19 protein-coding genes are annotated in these 21,876 nt (G+C 35.6%); 14 read left to right on the forward strand and 5 right to left on the reverse strand.

Going from position 1 to position 21,876, the window contains the following annotated elements; all coding sequences use genetic code 11:
• Positions 1-17: 17 nt before the first annotated feature.
• The gene (locus AC0L8O_RS03175) at positions 18-548 is read right to left on the reverse strand and encodes a helix-turn-helix domain-containing protein (protein ID WP_473446566.1); all 531 of its coding nucleotides are present in this window, start codon (positions 546-548) and stop codon (positions 18-20) included.
• A 50-nt stretch (positions 549-598) separates the two neighbouring features.
• Positions 599-889 (reverse strand): hypothetical protein, encoded by a 291-nt coding sequence (locus tag AC0L8O_RS03180; RefSeq protein ID WP_473446567.1) that lies wholly within the window; start codon positions 887-889, stop codon positions 599-601.
• A gap of 143 nt (positions 890-1,032) precedes the next feature.
• On the opposite strand from AC0L8O_RS03180, the gene AC0L8O_RS03185 reads away from it, so the two are divergent.
• From AC0L8O_RS03185 to AC0L8O_RS03245, 13 genes are all read left to right on the forward strand, one after another.
• Positions 1,033-3,324: a beta-L-arabinofuranosidase domain-containing protein gene (locus AC0L8O_RS03185; RefSeq protein WP_473446568.1), complete on the forward strand. Its 2,292-nt coding sequence runs from the start codon at positions 1,033-1,035 to the stop codon at positions 3,322-3,324.
• A gap of 370 nt (positions 3,325-3,694) precedes the next feature.
• Positions 3,695-5,305 (forward strand): extracellular solute-binding protein, encoded by a 1,611-nt coding sequence (locus AC0L8O_RS03190; RefSeq protein WP_473446569.1) that lies wholly within the window; start codon positions 3,695-3,697, stop codon positions 5,303-5,305.
• A 183-nt stretch (positions 5,306-5,488) separates the two neighbouring features.
• Positions 5,489-6,346 (forward strand): ABC transporter permease, encoded by an 858-nt coding sequence (locus tag AC0L8O_RS03195; protein ID WP_473448632.1) that lies wholly within the window; start codon positions 5,489-5,491, stop codon positions 6,344-6,346.
• 82 nt (positions 6,347-6,428) lie between these two features.
• Complete coding sequence (locus AC0L8O_RS03200; RefSeq protein ID WP_473448634.1) at positions 6,429-7,292, forward strand: carbohydrate ABC transporter permease; 864 nt, start codon at positions 6,429-6,431, stop codon at positions 7,290-7,292.
• A gap of 58 nt (positions 7,293-7,350) precedes the next feature.
• Complete coding sequence (locus AC0L8O_RS03205; RefSeq protein ID WP_473446570.1) at positions 7,351-7,992, forward strand: YesL family protein; 642 nt, start codon at positions 7,351-7,353, stop codon at positions 7,990-7,992.
• Between the two features lie 137 nt (positions 7,993-8,129).
• Positions 8,130-10,010: a molecular chaperone HtpG gene (gene htpG, locus AC0L8O_RS03210; protein WP_473446571.1), complete on the forward strand. Its 1,881-nt coding sequence runs from the start codon at positions 8,130-8,132 to the stop codon at positions 10,008-10,010.
• 325 nt (positions 10,011-10,335) lie between these two features.
• Positions 10,336-11,157, forward strand: coding sequence for a creatininase family protein (locus tag AC0L8O_RS03215; RefSeq protein ID WP_473446572.1), 822 nt, complete (start codon positions 10,336-10,338; stop codon positions 11,155-11,157).
• A 34-nt stretch (positions 11,158-11,191) separates the two neighbouring features.
• Entirely contained in the window at positions 11,192-11,983 is a 792-nt protein-coding gene (locus AC0L8O_RS03220; protein WP_473448636.1) for an ABC transporter ATP-binding protein, read from the forward strand.
• Between the two features lie 15 nt (positions 11,984-11,998).
• The gene (locus AC0L8O_RS03225) at positions 11,999-13,333 is read left to right on the forward strand and encodes an FAD-binding oxidoreductase (RefSeq protein WP_473446573.1); all 1,335 of its coding nucleotides are present in this window, start codon (positions 11,999-12,001) and stop codon (positions 13,331-13,333) included.
• 53 nt (positions 13,334-13,386) lie between these two features.
• Positions 13,387-14,193, forward strand: a complete 807-nt coding sequence (locus AC0L8O_RS03230; protein ID WP_473448638.1) for an ABC transporter permease — start codon at positions 13,387-13,389, stop codon at positions 14,191-14,193.
• Positions 14,194-14,220: 27 nt separating this feature from the next.
• On the forward strand, positions 14,221-15,249 hold the full coding sequence (locus tag AC0L8O_RS03235; RefSeq protein ID WP_473446574.1) for an ABC transporter substrate-binding protein: 1,029 nt from the start codon (positions 14,221-14,223) through the stop codon (positions 15,247-15,249).
• A gap of 1 nt (position 15,250) precedes the next feature.
• Positions 15,251-16,600, forward strand: a complete 1,350-nt coding sequence (locus AC0L8O_RS03240) for an amidohydrolase family protein (RefSeq protein ID WP_473446575.1) — start codon at positions 15,251-15,253, stop codon at positions 16,598-16,600.
• Positions 16,590-17,852, forward strand: coding sequence for an amidohydrolase family protein (locus tag AC0L8O_RS03245; RefSeq protein WP_473446576.1), 1,263 nt, complete (start codon positions 16,590-16,592; stop codon positions 17,850-17,852). Before AC0L8O_RS03240 ends, AC0L8O_RS03245 begins: the two co-directional genes overlap by 11 nt.
• A gap of 90 nt (positions 17,853-17,942) precedes the next feature.
• Here the strand turns inward: AC0L8O_RS03245 and AC0L8O_RS03250 are convergent, their stop codons facing one another.
• Positions 17,943-19,352 carry an aminotransferase-like domain-containing protein gene (locus AC0L8O_RS03250; protein ID WP_473446577.1) on the reverse strand — a complete coding sequence of 470 codons (1,410 nt, stop codon included), beginning with the start codon at positions 19,350-19,352 and terminating at the stop codon, positions 17,943-17,945.
• A 107-nt stretch (positions 19,353-19,459) separates the two neighbouring features.
• Here AC0L8O_RS03250 and AC0L8O_RS03255 point away from each other — a divergent pair, with 107 nt between their 5' ends.
• Positions 19,460-20,380: a DMT family transporter gene (locus AC0L8O_RS03255; RefSeq protein WP_473446578.1), complete on the forward strand. Its 921-nt coding sequence runs from the start codon at positions 19,460-19,462 to the stop codon at positions 20,378-20,380.
• 58 nt (positions 20,381-20,438) lie between these two features.
• Here the strand turns inward: AC0L8O_RS03255 and AC0L8O_RS03260 are convergent, their stop codons facing one another.
• Together AC0L8O_RS03260 and AC0L8O_RS03265 are read right to left on the reverse strand one after the other, a co-directional pair.
• Positions 20,439-21,005 carry a cysteine hydrolase family protein gene (locus tag AC0L8O_RS03260; protein WP_473446579.1) on the reverse strand — a complete coding sequence of 189 codons (567 nt, stop codon included), beginning with the start codon at positions 21,003-21,005 and terminating at the stop codon, positions 20,439-20,441.
• A 120-nt stretch (positions 21,006-21,125) separates the two neighbouring features.
• Positions 21,126-21,872, reverse strand: a complete 747-nt coding sequence (locus AC0L8O_RS03265) for a YqcI/YcgG family protein (RefSeq protein ID WP_473446580.1) — start codon at positions 21,870-21,872, stop codon at positions 21,126-21,128.
• Positions 21,873-21,876: the final 4 nt, after the last annotated feature.

Raw genomic sequence — 21,876 nt, forward strand, 5'->3', positions numbered from 1 at the left:
TCTTGTGAGAGGGATTTTTAGTTTCGATATATTTCATTTAAATAGGTAGTGGGTGATACACCCGTAACTTTTTTAAATACCCGACTGAAATAAAACGGATTTGAAAAACCTAAAGAATCACTTACTTCAGATATGTTAATGGATTTTTCTTTCAACATTTTAATCGCCTTTTCAATTAGTAATTCATCCTGAAATTGAGTGATGCTTTTTCCTGTTTCTTTTCGGAATAGAGTTGATAAATAGGCATAGTTCATTCCAATAGAGTCGGAAATTTCTTTACTAGATAATTTTTTAGATGAAGAGTGACTGAAAAGATCGATCATTTTTCCTACAATCCGATGTTGTTTTGTTTTGTTGGATTCCTCTAGTTTTTTACTATATAGGTCTATGAAAAATTGATAGGTCATCGAGGATGTTGTTAAAGGTCGCAGCGTATGAGGTGACAAGTATTCTTCACACAGTTTCTTCAGCTGAAGCTCTGTATATTCAGGATTTTTCACAGTCCCGGTTTTTGGAAGAGTCATTTTTGAAAGGTAGGTTTCTTCCATTATGAGTGTTGAGTGCTGATATTTGGAATATTCCCCTGAAGTTTCTACATTTATGTAATCGAATGAATCATAGAAATGAATATAGTACCATTCTGTACCAGGTGTATAAAGTTTTGTTCCCCAGTGCGGAATATTTTTTTAAGAAAAAGATATGTTCCACTTTGTAAATGAAACTCCACATCATCTTCAATCACTTGTATATCCCCTTTTTTAACGTAAATAAACACATTAAGTGTTTCCATAAGACGAATAGGATGATCTAAAATTCCCTCATCATCCCACATATGACCGATTTCTCTTATTAACGGTAAAGTGTATGTATATAAACTGACTTTATTCATTGTCCAACCTCCCTAACTTTCTTTTTATACTTTATCACGAAAAAACAAAAAAAAGATATGGATTATATGGAATTGTGAATTCAGTTTTTGCTTTCTTTTCTTCACAATAGAAGATATAACGATTAAAAGGGGAGGACTTTATAATGGTGAATGTTACACTTTTAGATGGGGTTTTCAAGGAATCCCAGGAAAAAGGGATGGAGTATTTGATATATCTTGATGTTGATCGACTTGTTGCTCCATGTTATGAGGCTGCAGGTGAAACACCCAAAAAAACGACATATGGTGGATGGGAAACCAGAGGAATTAGAGGTCATTCGATAGGTCATTGGTTATCAGCTGCTTCCACAATGTATTCTGTAACAAAGGATGAACGGTTAATAGAGAAATTAGCTTATTCAATCGATGAACTTGCTCATATTCAATCTTTTGATAAAGATGGATATGTAAGTGGTTTTCCGAGAGTTTGTTTTGATAACGTTTTCTCCGGGAGTTTTGAAGTGGATCATTTTTCATTAGGAGGAAGCTGGGTTCCGTGGTACAGCATTCATAAAATATATGCAGGGTTAATTGATGCGTACCAATTAACAGGCAATCAAAAAGCTCTAACTGTTGTAAGGAAGCTTGCAGATTGGGCATGTAAAGGACTAAGTCAATTAAATGAAGAGCAGTTTCAGAAAATGCTTATTTGTGAGCATGGAGGAATGAATGAAGTCTTTGTTGATTTATATAAAATCACGGAGAATGATGCTTATCTAGAGCTAGCCAAAAGGTTCTGTCACAAAGAGGTTTTAGACCCATTGGCAAGAGGAATCGATAACCTTGCAGGAAAACATGCAAATACGCAAATTCCAAAGGTGATAGGGGCAGCGAAACTTTATGAAGTTACAGGTGAAAAACAATATAAACATATGGCTGAGTTTTTCTGGAATCAAGTCACAAAGCACCGCTCATATGTAATTGGTGGAAATAGCATAGGGGAACATTTTGGTCCAGAGGATAAAGAAGAATTAGGTGTGACAACGACAGAAACATGTAATACGTATAATATGTTAAAACTTACAGAATGCTTATTCCGCATTAACCAAAAGGTAGAATACATCGATTACTATGAAAGAGCTTTGTACAATCATATTCTAGCTTCACAAGATCCAGACACAGGCATGAAAACTTATTTTGTCTCAACACAACCAGGACATTTTAAAGTGTATTGTACACCAGATCAATCATTTTGGTGCTGCACAGGAACAGGGATGGAAAACCCAGCAAGATACACAAAGAATATCTACTATCAAAACGGGGATGAGTTATTTGTCAATTTATTTATCGCATCGCAAATTTCTATTGAAGAGAAAAAAATGTCGGTAAAACAACTAACTGTATTCCCTGAATCTGACCGAACTCAATTAATTGTTGAGCAGGCAGAAAACGTACATTTAACGTTCCAAATAAGGGTACCTAATTGGATTTCCGGTCCTGTAACAGTAACAGTTAATCAAAAAGACAAACATACTAGTACAAAAAATGGATACATCACACTTGAAGGAAAGTGGAATAAGGGAGATATAATTGATATCAAAGTCCCATTGGAAGTTTACTCATCACCGATGAAACAAGATCCTATAAAAGCGGCAATTCTCTATGGACCAATTGTACTCGCAGGAGCACTTGGTACAGAGAAGTTTCCGGAAACAGACATATTGGATGATCATTTGAAATTAAATAATCATCCATTAATAGATGTGCCGGATCTTATCACAGATGACATGAATGTAAGGAATTGGGTAAAACCTGTTGAAGGTGAGCCCCTCACATTTAAGACAAATTCAATTGGCCAACCAGGAAATAAACAGGTTACACTCATACCGTTTTATAAGCTGCATCATCAGCGTTATACATTGTATTGGAATATAATGAGTCATTCTAAGTATCAAACATTTTTGACGAAAAAAAAGGAAAAAATAGATATTCTTAATCGTATAACGATAGATGCTGTCAGACCTAATGAGCAACAACCTGAAGTAGAGCATTCGATTAAAAAACAGAATTCAAGATCAGGGTATGTAAACCTATATAATTGTGGATGGAGAGAAAGTCTCAATAATGGTTTTTTTAGTTATGAAATGAAGGTACTAAATGATACGCAAATGTACGTATTCGTGACTTATAATGGGGATGATACGGATCGGCATATCGATGGAAAAATGTACGTGCGCGAATTTGATATTTTCATCGATGATACAGTGATTGCTCACCAAGTTCTTAAAAAGAATAAACCTGGAGAATTGTTTTCCGTTTGTTATGAGATTCCGATGTCCTTAACGAATGGAAAGGAAACGGTAGAGGTGAAATTTGCTTCTGAAGAAAACAAAATTGCAGGGGGGATATACGAGATAAGAATTGTGACTACGAATACTATTTTCCAAGAGAATTAGAGCTGATTGCTGTTGTGAAGAGGGCTATATCGACATAGTCTTCTTTTTTTGATTTTTTAAGAATCTATTAAAGCACTTTTCCTATTAATTCAATCACTATTCAAGATTATTCAATCACTTACTCAATTTTTTCACCCACACCCATTTTCCATATCTCAATTTAGAGCAACACCCCAATTAATTCATTTTATAAAATCCAAAGAAAAGATATGTTTTCTGAGGAATTGTGAATTCTCATCATTTAATAAATCTTTCATAATGAAATCAATAAGAAAACTAGCTATAAAAGAAATGGATGTATGCTCATAAGAAAAAATGTAAGGGGTTGCATAGTATCTGTTTCGAAATAAAAAACAAAGGGGATGCTAGGATGAAAAAAATGACGGTCTTTCTATTAGTTATTTTTTTATGTTTAACATCTGTATTAGTAGGTTGTAGCAATACCGAAAAAGTGGAACAAACAGAAGATGGCAGAGTAGTCCTTACTGCACTAATTACGAAACACGCATTAACACAGGAATTATCGAAAATGGAATGGCTGCAGGAAGCAGAAGAAAGAGCAGGTGTTGAAATTAAGTGGGAGGAAGTATCAGCTGATTGGTCCCAAAAAAAGGGGGCTATGCTGGCAGCAGGTGATATACCTGATTTAATCGTTGGTCCAAATGCTATTACTGATGCTGAATTTGCTAAATTTAATGGTTTGTTTGAAGATTTAACTCCATTGATTGAAGAGCATGCTCCAAACGTTCAAAAGATGTTTGAAGAGAAGCCTGAATTAAAGGCACTATCAACACAAAGAGAAGGTGAAATATTCGGTCTGCCAAAATATCAAAGGTTTTGGCCGGAAACAGCAACTAGACAATTTATTAACAAGCAATGGTTAGAAAATCTTGGCTTGGAAATGCCAACAAACTGGGATGAACTTTATGAAGTGTTAGTGGCATTTAAAGAGAAAGACGCAAATGGGAATGGAGATCCAAAAGATGAAATTCCTATGGACTTTTCGCCAACTGGGACAACTGGTTTTGGGCATTTTCAACCAACAGTTCTACTAGGTAGTATGGGGATCACAATAGGAGATGGAAGTGGAACGGGGATATTTGTGGAAGATGGGAAAGTGAAAAATTTCCTGGTTGATGAACGGTATAAAGAGCTTGTGTCATTTCTGAATAAATGTTGGGAAGCAGGCTTAATCAATAAAGAAGTATTTACACAAGACTATACAAAATACCAGTCCGTTGCACGTGGAGATGGAGACACAGCAAAGGTAGGCTATACATTTGGATGGGAAGTAACTGACAGATTCGGTAATACACTTGCCCCACAATATGAACCAATGGCGCCTTTAAAAGTTTCAGCTGATTCAACAGAAGAGCTTTCCTGGAGTTATGATTATAACAACCTAAACTACGGTGTTAATCTTATTCAAATGTCATCTCAAAGTAAAAACAAAGAAGCAGCGATGAAATTTATAAATGAATTATATGATCCGGAAGTTAGTATGCAGGTGTTATTTGGTTCACTGGGAACAAACATTTCGGACAATGGTGATGGTACTTACTCTGTTCTGCCACCTGAAGATAAAGAAATGGATCCTGGAACTTGGAAATGGACAACAACCTGGGCTGATAATGGACCAATGTATATTTCAGATTCTTTAGAGCTTACACTTGGAAGTGATATGCAATCAGTAGGAAAGCAAACAGAGCCATTACAACAAGTCTTTGAATCTTTAGATAAAGAGAAAGATGTTTTCCCTGGAACCTTTATTAAATACAGTGATGAAGACAACAATACATTAAGTCTGGCAAACACAGAAATTATGAATCTAGCCATGGCAAAATACTCTGAATGGATCACAAAAGGCGGAATTGATTCACAGTGGGATAATTATGTAAAAGAACTAGATAAGATTGGAATCAATAAAAACACTGAAATTATCCAAGGGTATTATGATGAATATATGAGTAATTTGGAGTAATGATTACCTAAGGAGGCAGGGTTGCAACATTTTTTAATGCAGCCCGGTCTTCCTCAGTAAAGGAGAATGTATATGGCCTTTATAAGCACGAGAACAACTAAAACGAATAGTGCACCAAATCTAAAACTGGAAAAAAAGCCTACCATTTTTAATACATTTAAACGTGACTATCAATTATGGATCATGATCTTTCCTGCAATTATCATTGTATTTGTCTTTAACTATATCCCAATGTACGGGATTCAGCTGGCCTTTCGAGAGTTTGATTTTACAAAAGGACTGACCGGGGGAGAATGGGTAGGTTTAAAGTATTTTATTCAATTCATTGAAAGCCATATGTTTACAGATTTATTGAGAAATACAGTTATATTAAGTTTAACAACCATTATTGTAGGCTTTCCTGCACCAATTATTTTGGCTTTGCTCATCAACCAGATTAAATGGAAAAGGGGAAAAAAGGTTCTCCAAACAACCGTATATTTGCCCCACTTTATTTCCATTGTGGTACTTGTTGGATTATTAAATGTCCTATTATCTCCTAACACAGGAATCGTTGGACATATCATGAACGCATTTGGATTTCAGGATGTAAATCTATTAGCATCTACCAATACATTTGTTCCAGTATATGTGTTATCTGATGTTTGGCAACATGTTGGGTGGAATAGCATCATTTATTTAGCGGCATTATCCAGTGTTGATCCGCAGTTATATGATTCAGCGAAAATGGATGGAGCAAATCGCTGGCAAATAATTAGGAATGTTGAAATACCTGCGATTATCCCAACAATTATTATTCTATTGATATTAAATATGGGTTCCATTATCAGTACAGGTTTTGAAAAAATCTTTTTAATGCAAAATCCATTAAATCTGCCAGTTTCCGAAGTAATCGAAACATATGTCTATAAAATTGGGATAATCTCAAATCAATTTAGTTATGCAGCAGCCATTGGGTTGTTTAATACATTAATTAATTTTGCCTTACTGTTAACAATGAATTATATAGCAAAAAGATTTTCGAATATTAGCCTTTGGTAAAGTGATTTTGAGCTAGTATCCGATTACGGAGGGAGGAGCTGCTATGGCACTACTTACGAAAAAAGGGAAAAATATAAATGATATGATTTTTGATCTATTTATCTATGTAATATGTGCGATTGTATTTTTAATTATCGCATATCCGCTATATTTTGTTGTAATCGCTTCTGTAAGTGATTCAACCCTTGTTTCTACAGGGAAAGTACTGTTATTTCCAAAAGGGTTTAGTTTATTTGGATATCAAGAAATTTTTCAGGATGCAAGGATATGGGTTGGTTACAAAAACACAATGATTTACTCTCTTTTAGGTACGTTTGTTAATTTATTGCTAACACTGCCAGCTGCCTATGTGTTATCAAGAAGAGAATTTCGTGCAAGACGAATTTTGATGTTCTTCTTTGTTTTTACAATGTTTTTTAATGGAGGGTTAATCCCAACGTACTTATTAATGAAAGATTTACAGCTAATTGACACCATGTGGGTGTTTATTATTCCTTTCTCAGTAAATGTGTTTAATTTAATCATTACTAGGACATTTTTTGAGACAAACATACCAAATGAATTATATGAAGCCGCATCAATTGATGGATGTAATCACTTTACATTTTTCCTTAAGGTTGTGATGCCTCTCTCAAAGGCGGTTGTATCTGTTATTGGACTTTACTATTTAGTGTGGCACTGGAACGATTTCTTTACAGGATTAATTTATATACGAGACTATAGTCTACAGCCATTGCAAATTGTATTAAGAGATATTCTGCTCTCTAATCAGGTGTTCGCCGAAGGAGCGGGAAGTGGTGGTGCAGCTGGTGGATATGCACAAAGATATGCGGATCAAATTAAGTACGGGGTTATCATTATTTCAACTCTTCCGATCTTAATTGTCTATCCATTTATCCAAAAGTATTTTGAAAAAGGAGTCATGATTGGATCAGTAAAGGGATAAAAAAGAGAACAAAGCTATTGATAATCAATCGATAGCTTTTTATATGGAGGGCAGGAAGATGAAAGCATTAGGAATTAAGTATGTTCAATTAGGAGAATGGTGTTTGAATTTGTTTCTATTAAACTGTTTATGGTTTATATTTTCACTAGTTGGCGCGTTTTTATTAGGGATTTTTCCTGCAACTGTCGCCCTTTTTGCAGTTTTAAGGAAATTAACGATGGAACCGGAAGAAGAAGTACGGATCTTTCATCTCTTCTGGAAAACATATAAATCAGAGTTTTTTAGAGGTAATATACTTGGATATGTTTGGGCAATTATAGGGGCGGCTCTTTTACTTGACGTGAGGGTTTTACATCAGGTTGACACCACTTTTATGCATCAAGTAGTAACGATTGCACTCTATTTACTCCTTGTTTTATACATGTTTATCACTTTCTATCTATTTCCTATTTTTGTGCACTATAATTTGAAATTTCTAGAGTATTATAAGTATGCCTTTGTTCTTGTAATAGGAAGACCAATCAAAACTGTCCTCTTATTTGTTTCAATGTTACTTATCTATTTTTTATTTTCACTTATTCCTGGGCTAATACCTGTCTTTGGAGTTAGCTTTATCGGATTTGTTATGATGAAGATGACATCTTCGTCATTGAAGAAAAACAACCATTCTCATATCGAAGAAGTAGAATCCTTTAGTTAGTACGAAAATTTGCCCTATTCCTTTCATATTATTGACAGAAAAAGTATGATATGATATTAAAATGTATATGTTAGCACTCTGGTGATTAGAGTGCTAAATGTGATGAAGTTCATGAAATATTGAAAGGAGAGGTTAAATTGGCAAAAAAACAATTTAAAGCAGAATCCAAACGACTTTTAGAAATGATGATTAACTCTATTTACTCTCAACGCGAGGTATTTTTAAGGGAGTTGATTTCAAATGCCAGTGATGCGATCGATAAAATTTATTACAAAGCATTAACAGATGATTCACTAACTTTTAATAAAGATAGCTATTATATTAAAATTACAGCTAATAAAGAAAATCGCACACTAACGATTACTGATACTGGAATCGGGATGACGAAAGATGAACTGGAAAACAATTTGGGTGTAATTGCAAAAAGCGGCTCTTTAGCATTTAAAAAGGAAAACGAATCAAAGGATGGCCACGATATTATCGGGCAATTCGGGGTTGGTTTTTATGCTGCTTTTATGGTAGCAGATGTTGTTACAGTGATTAGTAAAGCACTTGGAAGTGATGAAGCGTATAAATGGGAATCTGAAGGTGCAGAAGGTTATACAATCGAACCGTATGAAAAAGAGACTGTAGGCACAGAGATTATTCTGAAAATCAAAGAAAATGCTGAAGAAGAAAGCTATGATGAATTTTTAGAAGAATATACGTTAAAAACGATTATTAAAAAATACTCTGACTTTATTCGTTATCCAATCAAAATGGATGTATCAGGACAACGTCCAAAAGAGGGAACAGATGATGAATTAGAAGAGTATACGGAAGAGCAAGTTATTAATAGCATGGTGCCAATTTGGAGAAAAAATAAGAGTGAATTAACAGATGAAGACTATGAGTCATTCTATCAAGAAAAGCACTATGGATTTGACAAGCCAATTAAACATATTCATATTAACGTTGATGGGACAGTCCGTTATAATGCGATTCTTTATATTCCTGGTCAAACTCCTTTTGACTTTTATTCAAAGGAATATGAAAAAGGGCTTGAGCTTTATTCAAATGGTGTCTTAATCATGAATAAATGTGCAGAGCTTTTACCTGATTACTTCAGCTTTGTAAAAGGTATGGTAGACTCTGAGGATTTATCTCTAAATATTTCAAGGGAAATTTTGCAACAGGATCGCCAAGTAAAGTTTATTGCGAAAAACATAAGCAAAAAAATTAAAAATGAATTAAAAAGCCTCATGAAAAATGACCGTGAAAAATATGAGGAGTTTTATAAATCCTTTGGAAGACAGCTGAAATTCGGAGTATACAATGACTTTGGAAGTAATAAAGAAGTACTTCAGGACTTATTAATGTTCCACTCTTCAAAAGAGGAAAAACTTGTTTCACTAGATGACTATGTCTCAAGAATGCCTGAGGATCAAAAATATATTTATTATGCTACAGGTGAATCAATCGAAAGAATTGAAAAACTTCCTCAAACAGAGATGGTGTCTGAAAAAGGCTATGAAATTCTTTACTTTACAGAGGATATTGATGAATTCGCGATCAAAATGCTCATGACATATAGTGAGAAAGAATTTAAATCTGTTTCAAGTGGTGACTTGGGAATCGAATCAGAAGAAGATCAAAAGCAAACAGAAACGGAACAAACTGAAAATAAAGATCTCTTTGATTTAATGAAAGAAGTATTGGCAGGAAAAGTATCCGATGTAAAGCTTTCAAAACGATTAAAATCTCATCCGGTATGCTTATCAACTGTTGGTGAAGTAACAATTGAGATGGAAAAGGTTCTAAGTGCAATGCCTGATAATCAAAATGTAAAAGCTGAGAAAGTGTTGGAGATTAACAGCAATCACGAAGTATTCCAATCATTGAAAAACGCCTTTGATCAGGATAAAGAAAAAGTGAAATTATATACGAACCTTCTATATAATCAGGCCTTATTAATTGAAGGCTTACCAATTCAGGATCCAGTTGAATTTACAAATGATATGTGTAAAGTGATGGTGTAAAAAACAACAGCCTCTTTCTTTAAGGAAGAGGCTGTTGTTTTTGTTCTGCATTCAATTATGAATAAATATCGATGTTCAATGTCATATAATCTAACAAGAAGTCTGAATTTTTAGTTAATTCGAACAAAAGGATTTCTTCTTTTTAATAGATACGTCAATGATTATTAGAGAAATTTATAATAAAATGAGGACAGATGTTACATTTATTAACGTAAACTAGGTCTTTTATAGAATTTAGGATATATGCAGTGAAGTGTTTGTTAGAAAAACTAACAAACGAATCAGAAAGTGATTTCCTAAATGTAAAATCCTAATTGAGAGGTTGATGGCGGTGCTGAATGAAAGGTATAAGGGAATTGCATTTGAAAAGAGGTTTCTCCCTCGTTTAACAACAGAGGAAGTGAAGGAATTGAGTAAGGAAGATGCACTGATCATATTACCTATTGGAGCGATTGAACAGCATGGCCCTCATTTACCAATTTACACGGATACTTTGATTGGAGAAGGGTTGTTAAATCAGGCATTAGAATTGCTGGATGAGGAAGATAATATTTGGGTATTGCCACCATTGCCGTATGGAAAGAGTACGGAGCACCTAGGCATGCCTGGTACGATGACATTATCTGCTGCTACCTTACAAGCTGTTGTCACGGATATAGCGAAAAGTGTTCATGCAAGTGGATTTAAAAGACTTCTCTTATTTAATACACATGGCGGAAATCATGATTTATTAAATATGATCTCGAGAGAAATTAGAATTGAGACAGGAATGATGGTGTTCCGATTAAATCCTGGTTCATCGAAAACAAATGACCTCATCACTGAGCGTGAACAAAAATTTGGCATACATGGGGGAGATGTAGAGACTTCTATGGTATTGGACTTTAAAACTAACTGGGTACACCCTGATAAATCTCCTACTGAGTTTGTAACATTGCCAGAGGATACAAAGCATCTTTATTTAAAAGGAACCAGCTATTTTGCTTGGGTGATCAATGATATCTCTATTACAGGAGTTGCAGGAGATGCAACACAAGCCACCATAGAGAAAGGGATGGAGATTAATCGATATATTTCTGAATCCATTGCTGAAGCATTAAGAGAAATGCGTAACTTTGATATTGATAGGTTAACAAAAAAATGGTGAAACGGTAGAGGAGGCGATGGTGTTGAAGCAGGAAATGCCTACATTAACAAAACCAAAGCAACATAATCGAGAACGTCCAGTTGTTTTTATGGAAAATGTGAGCAAAGTATACCCAAATGGAAAAACAGCTGTTCAAAACGTTAGCTTAGAGATTGAGGAAGGGGAATTTATATCATTTGTTGGTCCTTCCGGTTGTGGGAAATCGACAATATTTAATATGATTTCCGGGATTATTGAGCATTCTGTAGGAAAACTGGAGATCCTTGGGACAACTCCAACATTAGCAAGACAACAAAGCACAGATGTATCATTTGTTTTTCAAGAACCTACACTCTTACCATGGCGTTCTATATTAGATAATGTCATGCTTCCCTTAGAATTCAGAAATGTAACAAAGCAGGAAAAGCTTGAGAAAGCTCACCATGTCCTTAAAATGGTTGGATTATCAGAATATACAAATGCGCTACCTCGAGAACTTTCGGGTGGAATGAAAATGCGTGTTTCAATTGCAAGGGCGCTTGTGTCAAAACCGAAATTATTATTAATGGACGAACCATTCGGGGCCCTGGATGAGATTACAAGGCAAAACTTACAATCAGAACTCCTAAGAATTTGGGAGACCGAAAAGATGACAGTCTTATTTATTACTCATAATGTGTTTGAAGCTGTGTATTTATCAACAAAAATTGCGGTTATGACACCTAGTCCTGGAAAAGTTGAATCTGTAGTAGATGTCCCCCTCCCATTTCCGCGGAATGAAGACATTAGAACATCACATCAATTTAGTGATATTGCAGCAAAAGTATCACAAGACTTAAAGTTTTAAAAGGAGGGAAAACGTATGTGGATTGAACAGTTAATTGAATTTATAGGAGAAGAAAAGGTATTAATCTCAGAAACTGTTAAAGAACGATTATCAAAAGACTATTATTGGTATTCCCCAGTACTTTATCAACAATTAAAAGATAAACGAGCAGATTGTGCCGTCCAGCCGGAATCAATTGATGAAGTAGAAAAGATTGTTGCCTTTGCCGTGAAGAATCGTGTTCCTATTACAGTTAGGGGAGCGGGAACTGGTAATTACGGTCAGGCCATACCAATGGAAGGGGGGATTGTTTTAGATGTAACAAAGCTTGATCATATCTTAGAGATAAGAGAAGCCACTGTACATGTTCAAGCAGGAGTGAAGCTTGGTGTATTAGAAAAAAACCTGCGACAACAAGGAAAGGAATTAAGAATTTATCCTAGTACCTATATGAAAGCGACAGTAGGAGGATTTTTATGTGGAGGATCAGGAGGTATTGGGTCTATTAGATGGGGAAATTTATGGGATGGTAATATACAATCTATTACTGTTATGACCATTGAAGAGGAGCCGCAACTACTAACAGTAAGCGGCGAGGAAATGGAGACATATATCCATAACTACGGAACAACAGGCATTGTTGTAGAGGCGACTTTATTTATTGAACCGAAGACTGATTGGGCTCAGCATATTGTTTCATTTGATGAATTTCAAAAGGCTGTTGAGTTTAGTGATGCCCTTGCACATAACGAAGCGATTATTAAACGATTAGTATCAGTTTGTGAATGGCCAATTCCGTCCCATTTCCCAGGTTTAAAGAAATTCCTTCAAGAGGGGAAATCGATCGTTATGTTGGAAATTGGTGAAGGGGCAGAAGAGAAGTTAGAGCAGCTTGCTAAAGAATATTATGGAGAAATAACGTTTAAAATACCTGTTGAAAACTACCAAAAAGGGTTGAAACTTTCTGATTTTACTTGGAACCATGCCACATTATGGGCACATAAACATGGTGAGAATATCACCTATTTACAAGCTAGATTTGATAAGAATAGGATATTTGAGCAAATGGATGCCATTCGTAAGAAATATGGCTATGAAGTACAATTTCATTTTGAGTTTATTAAGATTAAGGGTGAGATTACTCCCGCCTCTCTTCCGGTGCTCATTTATCAATCAGAAGATAGGTTGAATGAAATTATTGACTATTTCGAAAGTGTAGGGGTCCAAATTAATAATCCCCATACTTATCTGCTGGGATTTGGAGGTTATAATTTAAGAATGAAAGAAATAGAAAAAATGAAAAAGAAAAATGATCCTTTCAATTTATTGAATCCCGGGAAAATTCCAAGTAATAAAGAAATAGTTCAATAGAAAAGGAGGTTATTTTCATGGAACATACTCAACTAGAGGTTTCTAGTGTACCTATGAAGAAAAGTAAGAATAAAAAACTGAATATTCCAAATAATATTATACCTCCAGTCGTTGTATTTGTTTTATTTCTCTCTTTTTGGCAATTTGGAGCACAAATCCTTCAAATTCCTACCTATTTATTACCAAAGCCAAGTGATATCGTTCAAGCTGCAGTGAGCAATTGGGAAAATCTAAGCACAGCTGTCTTAACGACGATTACAGAAGCTGTTGTTGGGTTTGTGTTTAGTGTAGTAGGTGGTGTTTTAGGAGCTATTATTATGGCAAGTTCTAAGTTATTGGAGAAAAGCTTATATCCCTATGCCATTCTATTACAAACCATTCCTATTGTGGCGATTGCTCCGATCATTGTCATTTGGTTTGGTTCAGGTATGAATGCGATCGTTATTATAGCATTTACGATTGGATTTTTTCCCATGCTATCTAATACATTAATTGGCCTGAATTCTACTAACAGTGGAATGATACACTTGCTCAAACTCTATCAAGCTTCTAAATGGCAAATAATGTGGAAGGTTCGTATACCAGCTGCATTACCTTATATAATGGCCGGTTTGAAGATATCTTGTACATTAGCAGTTATTGGGGCAATTGTTGGAGAATATATCGCCGGTATTGGAGGCGGTGCCGGCGGAATCGGTTATGCCATTACTGTTGCCTCCTCCAGGTTAGAGACAGCTTATCTCTTTGCCTGTGGGATTTCAGCTGCCATCTTGGGTATCGTCTTTTTCCTCATTGTGAACTTGATTTCAAAGCTGTTACTAGGGTCTTGGCATGAATCAGAAATGAAAAAACAAAACTAAACCGATTATGCAGGGGGTTATTATACGATGAAAAGGAAAGTAATGGCTAAGATTGGTGTGTTGATTAGTATTTTGTCTCTATTCCTTCTAGCAGCCTGTGGCAGCACAGAATCTTCTAGTTCTAGTACTAATTCTGATAGTGATGAGAAAGCGAAAGCAAGTGAAAGCAAAGAATTAGGTGAGGCAAAACTCGTAACCAATTGGTTTGCACAACCTGAGCATGGAGGAAACTACGCAGCATTACAGCAAGGTTTTTATAAGGAAGAAGGATTGGAGATGACGATTGAGCCTGGTGGTCCCCAAGTTTCAGCTACCCAAATTGTTGCATCAGGTGAAGCTCAATTTGGATATACTCAAGCGGAAGATCTATTAATTGCTCGTGACAAAGGAATCCCTCTTGTAGCAATCGGAGCTATCTTTCAAAAAAGCCCTCAAGTATTAATTACTCATGAAGGAACTGTGGCTGATTTTGAAGATCTTGATGGTAAAACGGTTTATACAGCTCCGGGAAGCGGATATTGGGAATATATCAAATCCGCATATGATCTCACTGAAGTAAAGGAAATGTCATATACTGGTTCTCTAGCAACATTTATTGAAGATGAGAATGCTGTTACACAAGGTTATGTAACATCTGAGCCATATTCATTAGATGAGCAAGGAGTTAATAATGATTATCTCTTTATTCATGATTCAGGATTTGAAACGTATGCAAACATTATTTTTACTACAGAAAAAGTAATAAAAGAAAACCCGGAGCTTGTGCAGGCGTTTATGGATGCAACTGTTAAGGGTTGGGAATTCTATCGAGATAACTGGGCAGATGTGAATCCATATATTAAGGAAGCGAACCCTGAATTAACATTAGAGAAAATGGAATATGGAGCGAAAGCAGAAGAAGAACTAATCTTTGGCGGAGACGCTGAAGAGCATGGATTTGGGTATATGTCAGAAGAGCGTTGGGGCATGCTACAGGAGGAGCTATTAAAATTAGGCATTATAAAAAATGAAGTTGATGTTACAAAAGCCTTTACAACGGAATTCCTGGAGCAATAACATGAGAGATAACCAAGATGAATTACACCTGTATAATGTACGTTTACCACAGGATTCAATAGGTCAATTATTTTCTATAACGATTAAAAATGGTGTTTACGAAACAATTCAAAAGCAAACTGATTCTGCTAGTCTGCTACATGGTGCAAAAATATCGAAATTATGCATAAGTGATGTAACTGAACAAAATGCCATTGATGTTGAGGGAAGATTTCTTCTTCCTTCTTTTATTGATATCCATACACATCTGGATAAGGCATTTTCATTAACTTCTGTACCTAATAGGTCTGGCACCCTGCAGGAGGCGATAAGAAATTATAGTGAAAAGGCAGCATCTTTTTCAGAACATGAGATCAAAGCGAGAGTAAGAAAAGCAGCGATTCAATCTTTATCTTATGGAACAACTCATATTAGAACACATGTGAATTTTGAATTGGATATGAATGAAAAGTTAGCACTTAGTCACCTGCAGGCTGTTTTAGAGGTGAGGGAAGAGTTACGTTCAATCATGTCAATACAAGTTGTACCTATGTTTTCTTATCTATCATCCCGTCCTACAAAGCAGATGGAAGTGATAGAAGAAGCGGTATCCTATGGGGTGGACGGAATTGGTGGAGCACCACATTTATCCCCAAATTCAATGGAAGACATTGATTTCATCTTTCAGTTGGCAGAGAAATTCGGTAAATTTATTGACCTGCATGTTGATGAACAGGATGATCCTTCTATATGTACGATCGAACATATCATACAAAAAACGAAGGAATACAATTATCAAGGAAAAGTGGTTGCAGGTCATCTATGTTCATTATCAGCAATGGATGAAAAACGAGCTGCAACTATAATAGAGGAGATGGCTGCTACTAAAATAGGAGCTGTTACATTACCGGGTGCAAATATGTATCTGCAAGGAAGACAAGATAGAGGAATTATACGAAGAGGCATTACGAGAGTAAAGGAATTCCTAAACGGTGGGGTTGAAATCGCAACAGCCTCAGATAATGTCAATGATCCCTTTCATCCTTTTGGAAGATGTGATTTACTACAAATTGGTCTATTAACAGCCTATACTGCTCATTTAGGAAGTGAAAGTGAACTTCAGCATGTGATGAAGATGATGACGGAGACCCCTGCAGGAATTTATGGACTGAAAAATCATGGTGTGCAGGAAAAGGTAAATGCGAGCTTTGTACTTTTAGAAGGGAGAGACATGTATCAATTATTTGCAAATCTTTCTCCATCTCGTTTCGTTTATCATAAGGGAAGATGGGTGAGCGGAACAACATCAGAGACTCAATTTCTTATATCAGAAAAAGCTGTAGGTGTTGGAGGGAGAGAAGATGGTATATGAAACAGTTATTAAGAATGTAAGATTACTAGAACAAAGTTCACTGTTTCATATTGGTATTAAAAATGGAAAGATTGCAAGAATGACAGAGGATGTCATTCATGGAAAAGTAGAGTGGGAGGCAGGTGGAGGAATTGCCCTCCCGCCTTTTGTTGAAATGCATACCCATTTAGATACTGTGCTAACATCAGGAAAAGATTTAAAAAATCTATCAGGAACATTAATGGAAGGAATCGAGCTGTGGCAGGAGCGTAAAGCTAAGCTGACTTATGAGGATGTGCTTGAACGAGCAGAAAAAGCGATTAAACTACTAATTCAACACGGTATTCTTTATGTGCGTGCAGCGGTTGATATATCTGATTCTGAATTAACAGCTCTAAAAGCAATCATTTCACTTCGAGCAAAATTACAACATATAATTGATATCCAGATTATTGCCTTTCCACAAGAAGGAATTATTTCATCTCCTAAGAATAAAGATCGTTTGGTTGAAGCTGTTCATCTAGGAGCAGATGCGGTTAGTGCTGTCCCTCATCTTGAACATACCCGTGAAAATGGTATTAAGTCAATACAAGAGTGTTTTGCAATTGCGGAACATTATGGTTCATTTGTCCACATTTTTTCAGATGAAGTGGATGATGAGCACTCACGTTTTTTAGAAGTCATAGCAGATTTGGCGATAAGCAAAGGAATGGGAGAAAGAGTGACAGTAAGCCATACAAATGCGATGGCTTACTATTCTGATAGCTATGCAGCTAAAGTCATTTCACTTGTGAAAAAAGCAGATATTACGGTTGTATCGTGCCCTTTAATAAATTGTACGATGCAGGGACGTTTCGATTCATATCCTAAAGGAAGAGGAATTACAAGAATAAAAGAATTAAATGAAGCGGATGTAAATGTATGTATTGCCCACGATGATATACAAACACCCTTTTATCCTTTCGGTAACGGAAATATTCTACAAGCAGCACATATGGGAGCACATTTAGCTCATATGTCAGGTGAGGCTGAAAGAGTTGATATGGTCAATATGATTACGAAAAATGGAGCAAAAGCATTTGGTATAAAGGATCACTATGGGATTGAAGTTGGTAATAGGGCAAACATGATTATACTCCCGGTTGATAATGTCGTTGATATGCTGAGTAAACAGCCTGCTTGTCGCTATGTAATTCGAGATGGACATCTAATTGTGGAAACGAAACCTTCCGAACCGATTTGGTATAAGGATTCTTTAATCTCTTTGACTTGATGATATGCGTCTAAAAAGAGGCCTTTTCTGTTTAAAAGGCCTCTTGATTTTGATGGGGTTCCTTTGTCGCTTTTAGTTTCTTATTTAACTTCATTTTGTTAGACCCACTAATCTTCTAATCCCTTCTCGAATCTGTTTTTCATTTACATAGGAATAACTCAACCGGAAAAATGATGTTGACTCTTGTAATGGATCACAAACGGCTCCGGGTACAAAGGAAATGTCGTTTTCAATTGCCTTTGTGTACAATTCCTGCGTGGAAACTCCATTAGGCAGTTCAATCCATAAATTTAATCCACCATCTGGGCTTTGCCATTTCCAATTCGTTGCAGCCAACTCTTCTTCCATGATTTCCTTGCGAATTTGTAAAGCTATTCTTAATTTTTCTAAATGTTGTTGTAGTCGCAATGAAGAAAAATAGTGCAGAAAAATTTTCTGGTTTAAAAGTGGTGAACCGTTATCTGTTAGCGATTTAGATGATAATAAAGACTTCATTGTAGCCTGTGATTGACAGATGATTGATGCAACCCGCAACCCCGGAGAGATATATTTACAAAAGCTTCGAACATAAATGACGATACCAGCTGTATCATATGTATATATTGGTAGTGGGGGACATTGATCAAAGTAAGTATCATAGTATGCATCATCTTCAACGAGTAGGCATTTATATTTTTCAGCTAAGTCCACCAGTTGTTTTCGTTGCTCTGGAGGAATTGTTATACCAGTTGGATTATGAAAGGTAGGATTCAGATAAAAGAGGCGAGGCTTAAAAAGTTTCATCTGCCTTTCAACCTGATCTAAATCATAACCATTCTGGCTAATATCAATGGTTGCAATATTTGCCCCTCGAGCTTTGAATACATCAATTGCTGCACTATAGCTTGGTCTTTCGAGTAAAACTGTGTCTCTAGGTTTAACAAAAGTTTCAGAGATTAAGTGAATCGCTTGCTGAGAACCGGATGTAATTAATAAATCATCCTTATGAAGCGGAGTTTTATATTGCTTTCCAAAGTAAAGAGACAGTACCTCTCTTAGTTCCTCGTCACCTTGTACAGTGGAATATGTTGCAAGTACTTTAGGGTATAAATCAAATACTTTTTTTACATAATCTGATAGAAATTGATTTGGCAATAAGTTGGGGTCAATAAGTGCTTGAGAAAAATTATATTTTACTTGATGCTGATGTATATCAGATAAGTGATTTTTTTGATTATAGGCTGAAATAATTGGGAGTTCGGTATTAGTAGGATCAACCGACTGTTCTGATCTAACGAAATATCCTGATTTATCCTTCACATAGACTTTATTATGTTGTTTCAGTAGCTGATATGCCCTTAAGACCGTTAGGCGATGAACATTCAGCTGATCTGCTAAACTCCTGACAGAAGGGAGTTTATCATCCTTTTTCCATTCATTTCGTTCAATGTGGTTTAAGACATACTCATATACTTGTTTAAATAAATAATCCTGTTTATCCTTTGTTTTTTCCACATTCATTTCCTCCCTTATATTAAGATTTTACCATTTTATATCCCTATCTGTTCTATTTAAAATAAACTGTTCTATTTCTCTTCTATTAAGATGAAGCAGAGGAGGAGAATGAAATGATCTTTATTAATTTTTGTTTTATGTGCTTCATTTTTGGAACAACTTTTTTAGCCATTAAGATTGGCATTGATTCAGGTTTAACACCGTTTTTTTCGGGAGGAGTCCGGTTTTTTCTGGCTGGTTTTTTTATCTTTAGTTTTATGATTATGAGAAATAAGGGCCTATTTCAGTTATTATTTCGAAAAGAACTGTTTTTCTCAGGTATTGGTTTGACTTTTGGGACTTTTTCAACATTATATTGGGCTGAGCAATATGTAACCTCCGGAATAGCAGCGGTTTTATCAGCTACAGGGCCGATGATGATTATTTTTATTCAAAGTTTTCTGTTAAGGCAAAAAGCGACATTACCTTCTGTGTTCGGGTGTGCTATAGGGATAATAGGGGTTTTATTGCTTGTGCAAGAAACTCTTTCAATGGATATGAGCACTTTTTGGCTGGCTGGCTGTGTGGCCATTTTAATTGGAGAAGTTTTTTATGCTGCAGGTACAATTTACACGAGAAAAGTAACAGAAAGATATAAAGAAGCTTCACCCATTGCGTTAAACGCTGTCCAAATGATGTATGGCGGAGTCCTATTACTCGTATTAGCAAGTTTCATAGAAGATATTCAAATTAGCGCATTTTTTCAACCAGAATCTGCTGGATCTCTTATCTATTTAATTATTGCGGGATCAATGATAGGACATAGCTTATACTATTGGCTCGTTTCAAAAACAAACCCGGTATTTCCATCAACATGGCTTTATATATCACCAATCATTGCATTGGCTTTAGGGGTTTTCCTATATGATGAACATTTCTCAATTGTCACTGGATTAGGAGCTGTAACGATTATTTTTGGTATTATCTTGATCAACTTTCAGACTTTACGTAACATTTTTTCAGCCAGGAGGTCAGTGGTAAGAAATCATATGTAGCATTGTAAATAGTCCGCTCACTTTATTAAGTGATACGGACTATTTTTTACATTTTATTTTAGCTAAGTTGCGTGATCACTTCATCTGTATTTAAAATCGTTGCAAATTCTTTATGTAACGTAGCAAGCTCAAATTGATGAATATCCTCTGGAGTATGACGTTTCCCAGTGTGGTCTGTTATTTCAAAGGCAGCAGTGGCATCAGAGACAAGGAATGTTTGGAACCCAAGGTTGCTGCTCATTCTTGTTGTCGTTGAGACACAATGCTGTGTGGATAATCCTGTAATAACGACAGAATTGATTTGATAGCTTTTTAAATAGCTTTCTAATTGAGTTCCTATAAAGGCGCTATTTACATTCTTTTGCATGATCATTTCACCTGGAAGTGGACTTACAATGTCCATAAATTCTGTTTGGTTGGCATTTTTGTAATAAAGTGGAGATTGGGGATCAAGTGATAAATGCTGTGAATAAATGATTGTCCAGTCTCGTTTTCTCCATTCAGTTAGTAAAGTTTGAATATTATTTTCAGCTTGTACATTATTTCGTTTTCCCCAAAAGGGATCATCAAACCCCTTTTGAACATCTAAGACCAATAATGCAGGTTGTGTAAATAGTTGACTCAATTTTATTCCCTTCCTTTCTATCTACTAGTTAAGGATAGTGTAGGTCTTGATAAATCATTTCATTCTGGAAAAATAAAAACTTCACCACTTAATGAAAAGATGGGGAAGTTCAACTTTTTATCAATATTTTTTGACCTCATTTATTATCTTATGGAAAGGACATTTAGTTAATGTCGAGTCATCATCATGCAAAAAATATTGCTTCCATTCAAAATTATCCGAATTCCCATACGTATTTAGATCAGGATGGATGGAAATGGAGTCGTATTTATTTAATCGTTTCCGAATGTTTTCTTTTATTTTCTTTGAGTAAGACGGGGAAGTATTAAATAATTCAAGCACCCATCTGGGAGTGATCGCAAGCATAAAATATGGAAATGACCTGCTCGTTCTATTTTTATGAGCTGGACTGGCACAATACATAAAATATTGTTCTCCATGGAAACAAAACTCCCAAGCAGGTTGAGTTGGATCAGAAGGGATGTGATTTGGCCATTCGACTGAATCTAATTCAGTTAACTTGTTAAGCTGCTTCCAAAATAGCTGTTCGAACTTTTCTACATTATAGGTGTCACATAAGTCAGGTGGGGTCTCGAAAAAGACAATGAGTGATGTGTATCTTCCTAGCTCTTTGGAATTCAATGTATAAGATGAAAGCAATTCTGCCAATTCATAAGAAGATGAATCTTCTCTCGGATCTCCTACAAATGCATATTGTAAATGGTTTAAGGAAAATCCTTGTGTAGCAGGAATGCATGGAAAAGGCTTATCTTTATCCATCATTTTCATTTCGAATTTTTCTAAAGCATCTCTTTTCCAGAAAGGCAATTTATCTTTGTTTATTAAGTCCCTTTTCAGGAGTTCCATCTTT

This window comes from Metabacillus sp. KJ11-3, from assembly GCF_055808295.1.

Coding starts and splice junctions, on each gene's coding strand:
- AC0L8O_RS03175 (WP_473446566.1), bottom strand. CDS start 548: ATGGAAGAAACCTACCTTTCAAAAATGACTCTTCCAAAAACCGGGACT.
- AC0L8O_RS03180 (WP_473446567.1), bottom strand. CDS start 889: ATGAATAAAGTCAGTTTATATACATACACTTTACCGTTAATAAGAGAA.
- AC0L8O_RS03185 (WP_473446568.1), top strand. CDS start 1,033: ATGGTGAATGTTACACTTTTAGATGGGGTTTTCAAGGAATCCCAGGAA.
- AC0L8O_RS03190 (WP_473446569.1), top strand. CDS start 3,695: ATGAAAAAAATGACGGTCTTTCTATTAGTTATTTTTTTATGTTTAACA.
- AC0L8O_RS03195 (WP_473448632.1), top strand. CDS start 5,489: ATGATCTTTCCTGCAATTATCATTGTATTTGTCTTTAACTATATCCCA.
- AC0L8O_RS03200 (WP_473448634.1), top strand. CDS start 6,429: ATGATTTTTGATCTATTTATCTATGTAATATGTGCGATTGTATTTTTA.
- AC0L8O_RS03205 (WP_473446570.1), top strand. CDS start 7,351: ATGAAAGCATTAGGAATTAAGTATGTTCAATTAGGAGAATGGTGTTTG.
- AC0L8O_RS03215 (WP_473446572.1), top strand. CDS start 10,336: ATGGCGGTGCTGAATGAAAGGTATAAGGGAATTGCATTTGAAAAGAGG.
- AC0L8O_RS03220 (WP_473448636.1), top strand. CDS start 11,192: ATGCCTACATTAACAAAACCAAAGCAACATAATCGAGAACGTCCAGTT.
- AC0L8O_RS03225 (WP_473446573.1), top strand. CDS start 11,999: ATGTGGATTGAACAGTTAATTGAATTTATAGGAGAAGAAAAGGTATTA.
- AC0L8O_RS03230 (WP_473448638.1), top strand. CDS start 13,387: ATGAAGAAAAGTAAGAATAAAAAACTGAATATTCCAAATAATATTATA.
- AC0L8O_RS03235 (WP_473446574.1), top strand. CDS start 14,221: ATGAAAAGGAAAGTAATGGCTAAGATTGGTGTGTTGATTAGTATTTTG.
- AC0L8O_RS03240 (WP_473446575.1), top strand. CDS start 15,251: ATGAGAGATAACCAAGATGAATTACACCTGTATAATGTACGTTTACCA.
- AC0L8O_RS03245 (WP_473446576.1), top strand. CDS start 16,590: ATGGTATATGAAACAGTTATTAAGAATGTAAGATTACTAGAACAAAGT.
- AC0L8O_RS03250 (WP_473446577.1), bottom strand. CDS start 19,352: ATGAATGTGGAAAAAACAAAGGATAAACAGGATTATTTATTTAAACAA.
- AC0L8O_RS03255 (WP_473446578.1), top strand. CDS start 19,460: ATGATCTTTATTAATTTTTGTTTTATGTGCTTCATTTTTGGAACAACT.
- AC0L8O_RS03265 (WP_473446580.1), bottom strand. CDS start 21,872: ATGGAACTCCTGAAAAGGGACTTAATAAACAAAGATAAATTGCCTTTC.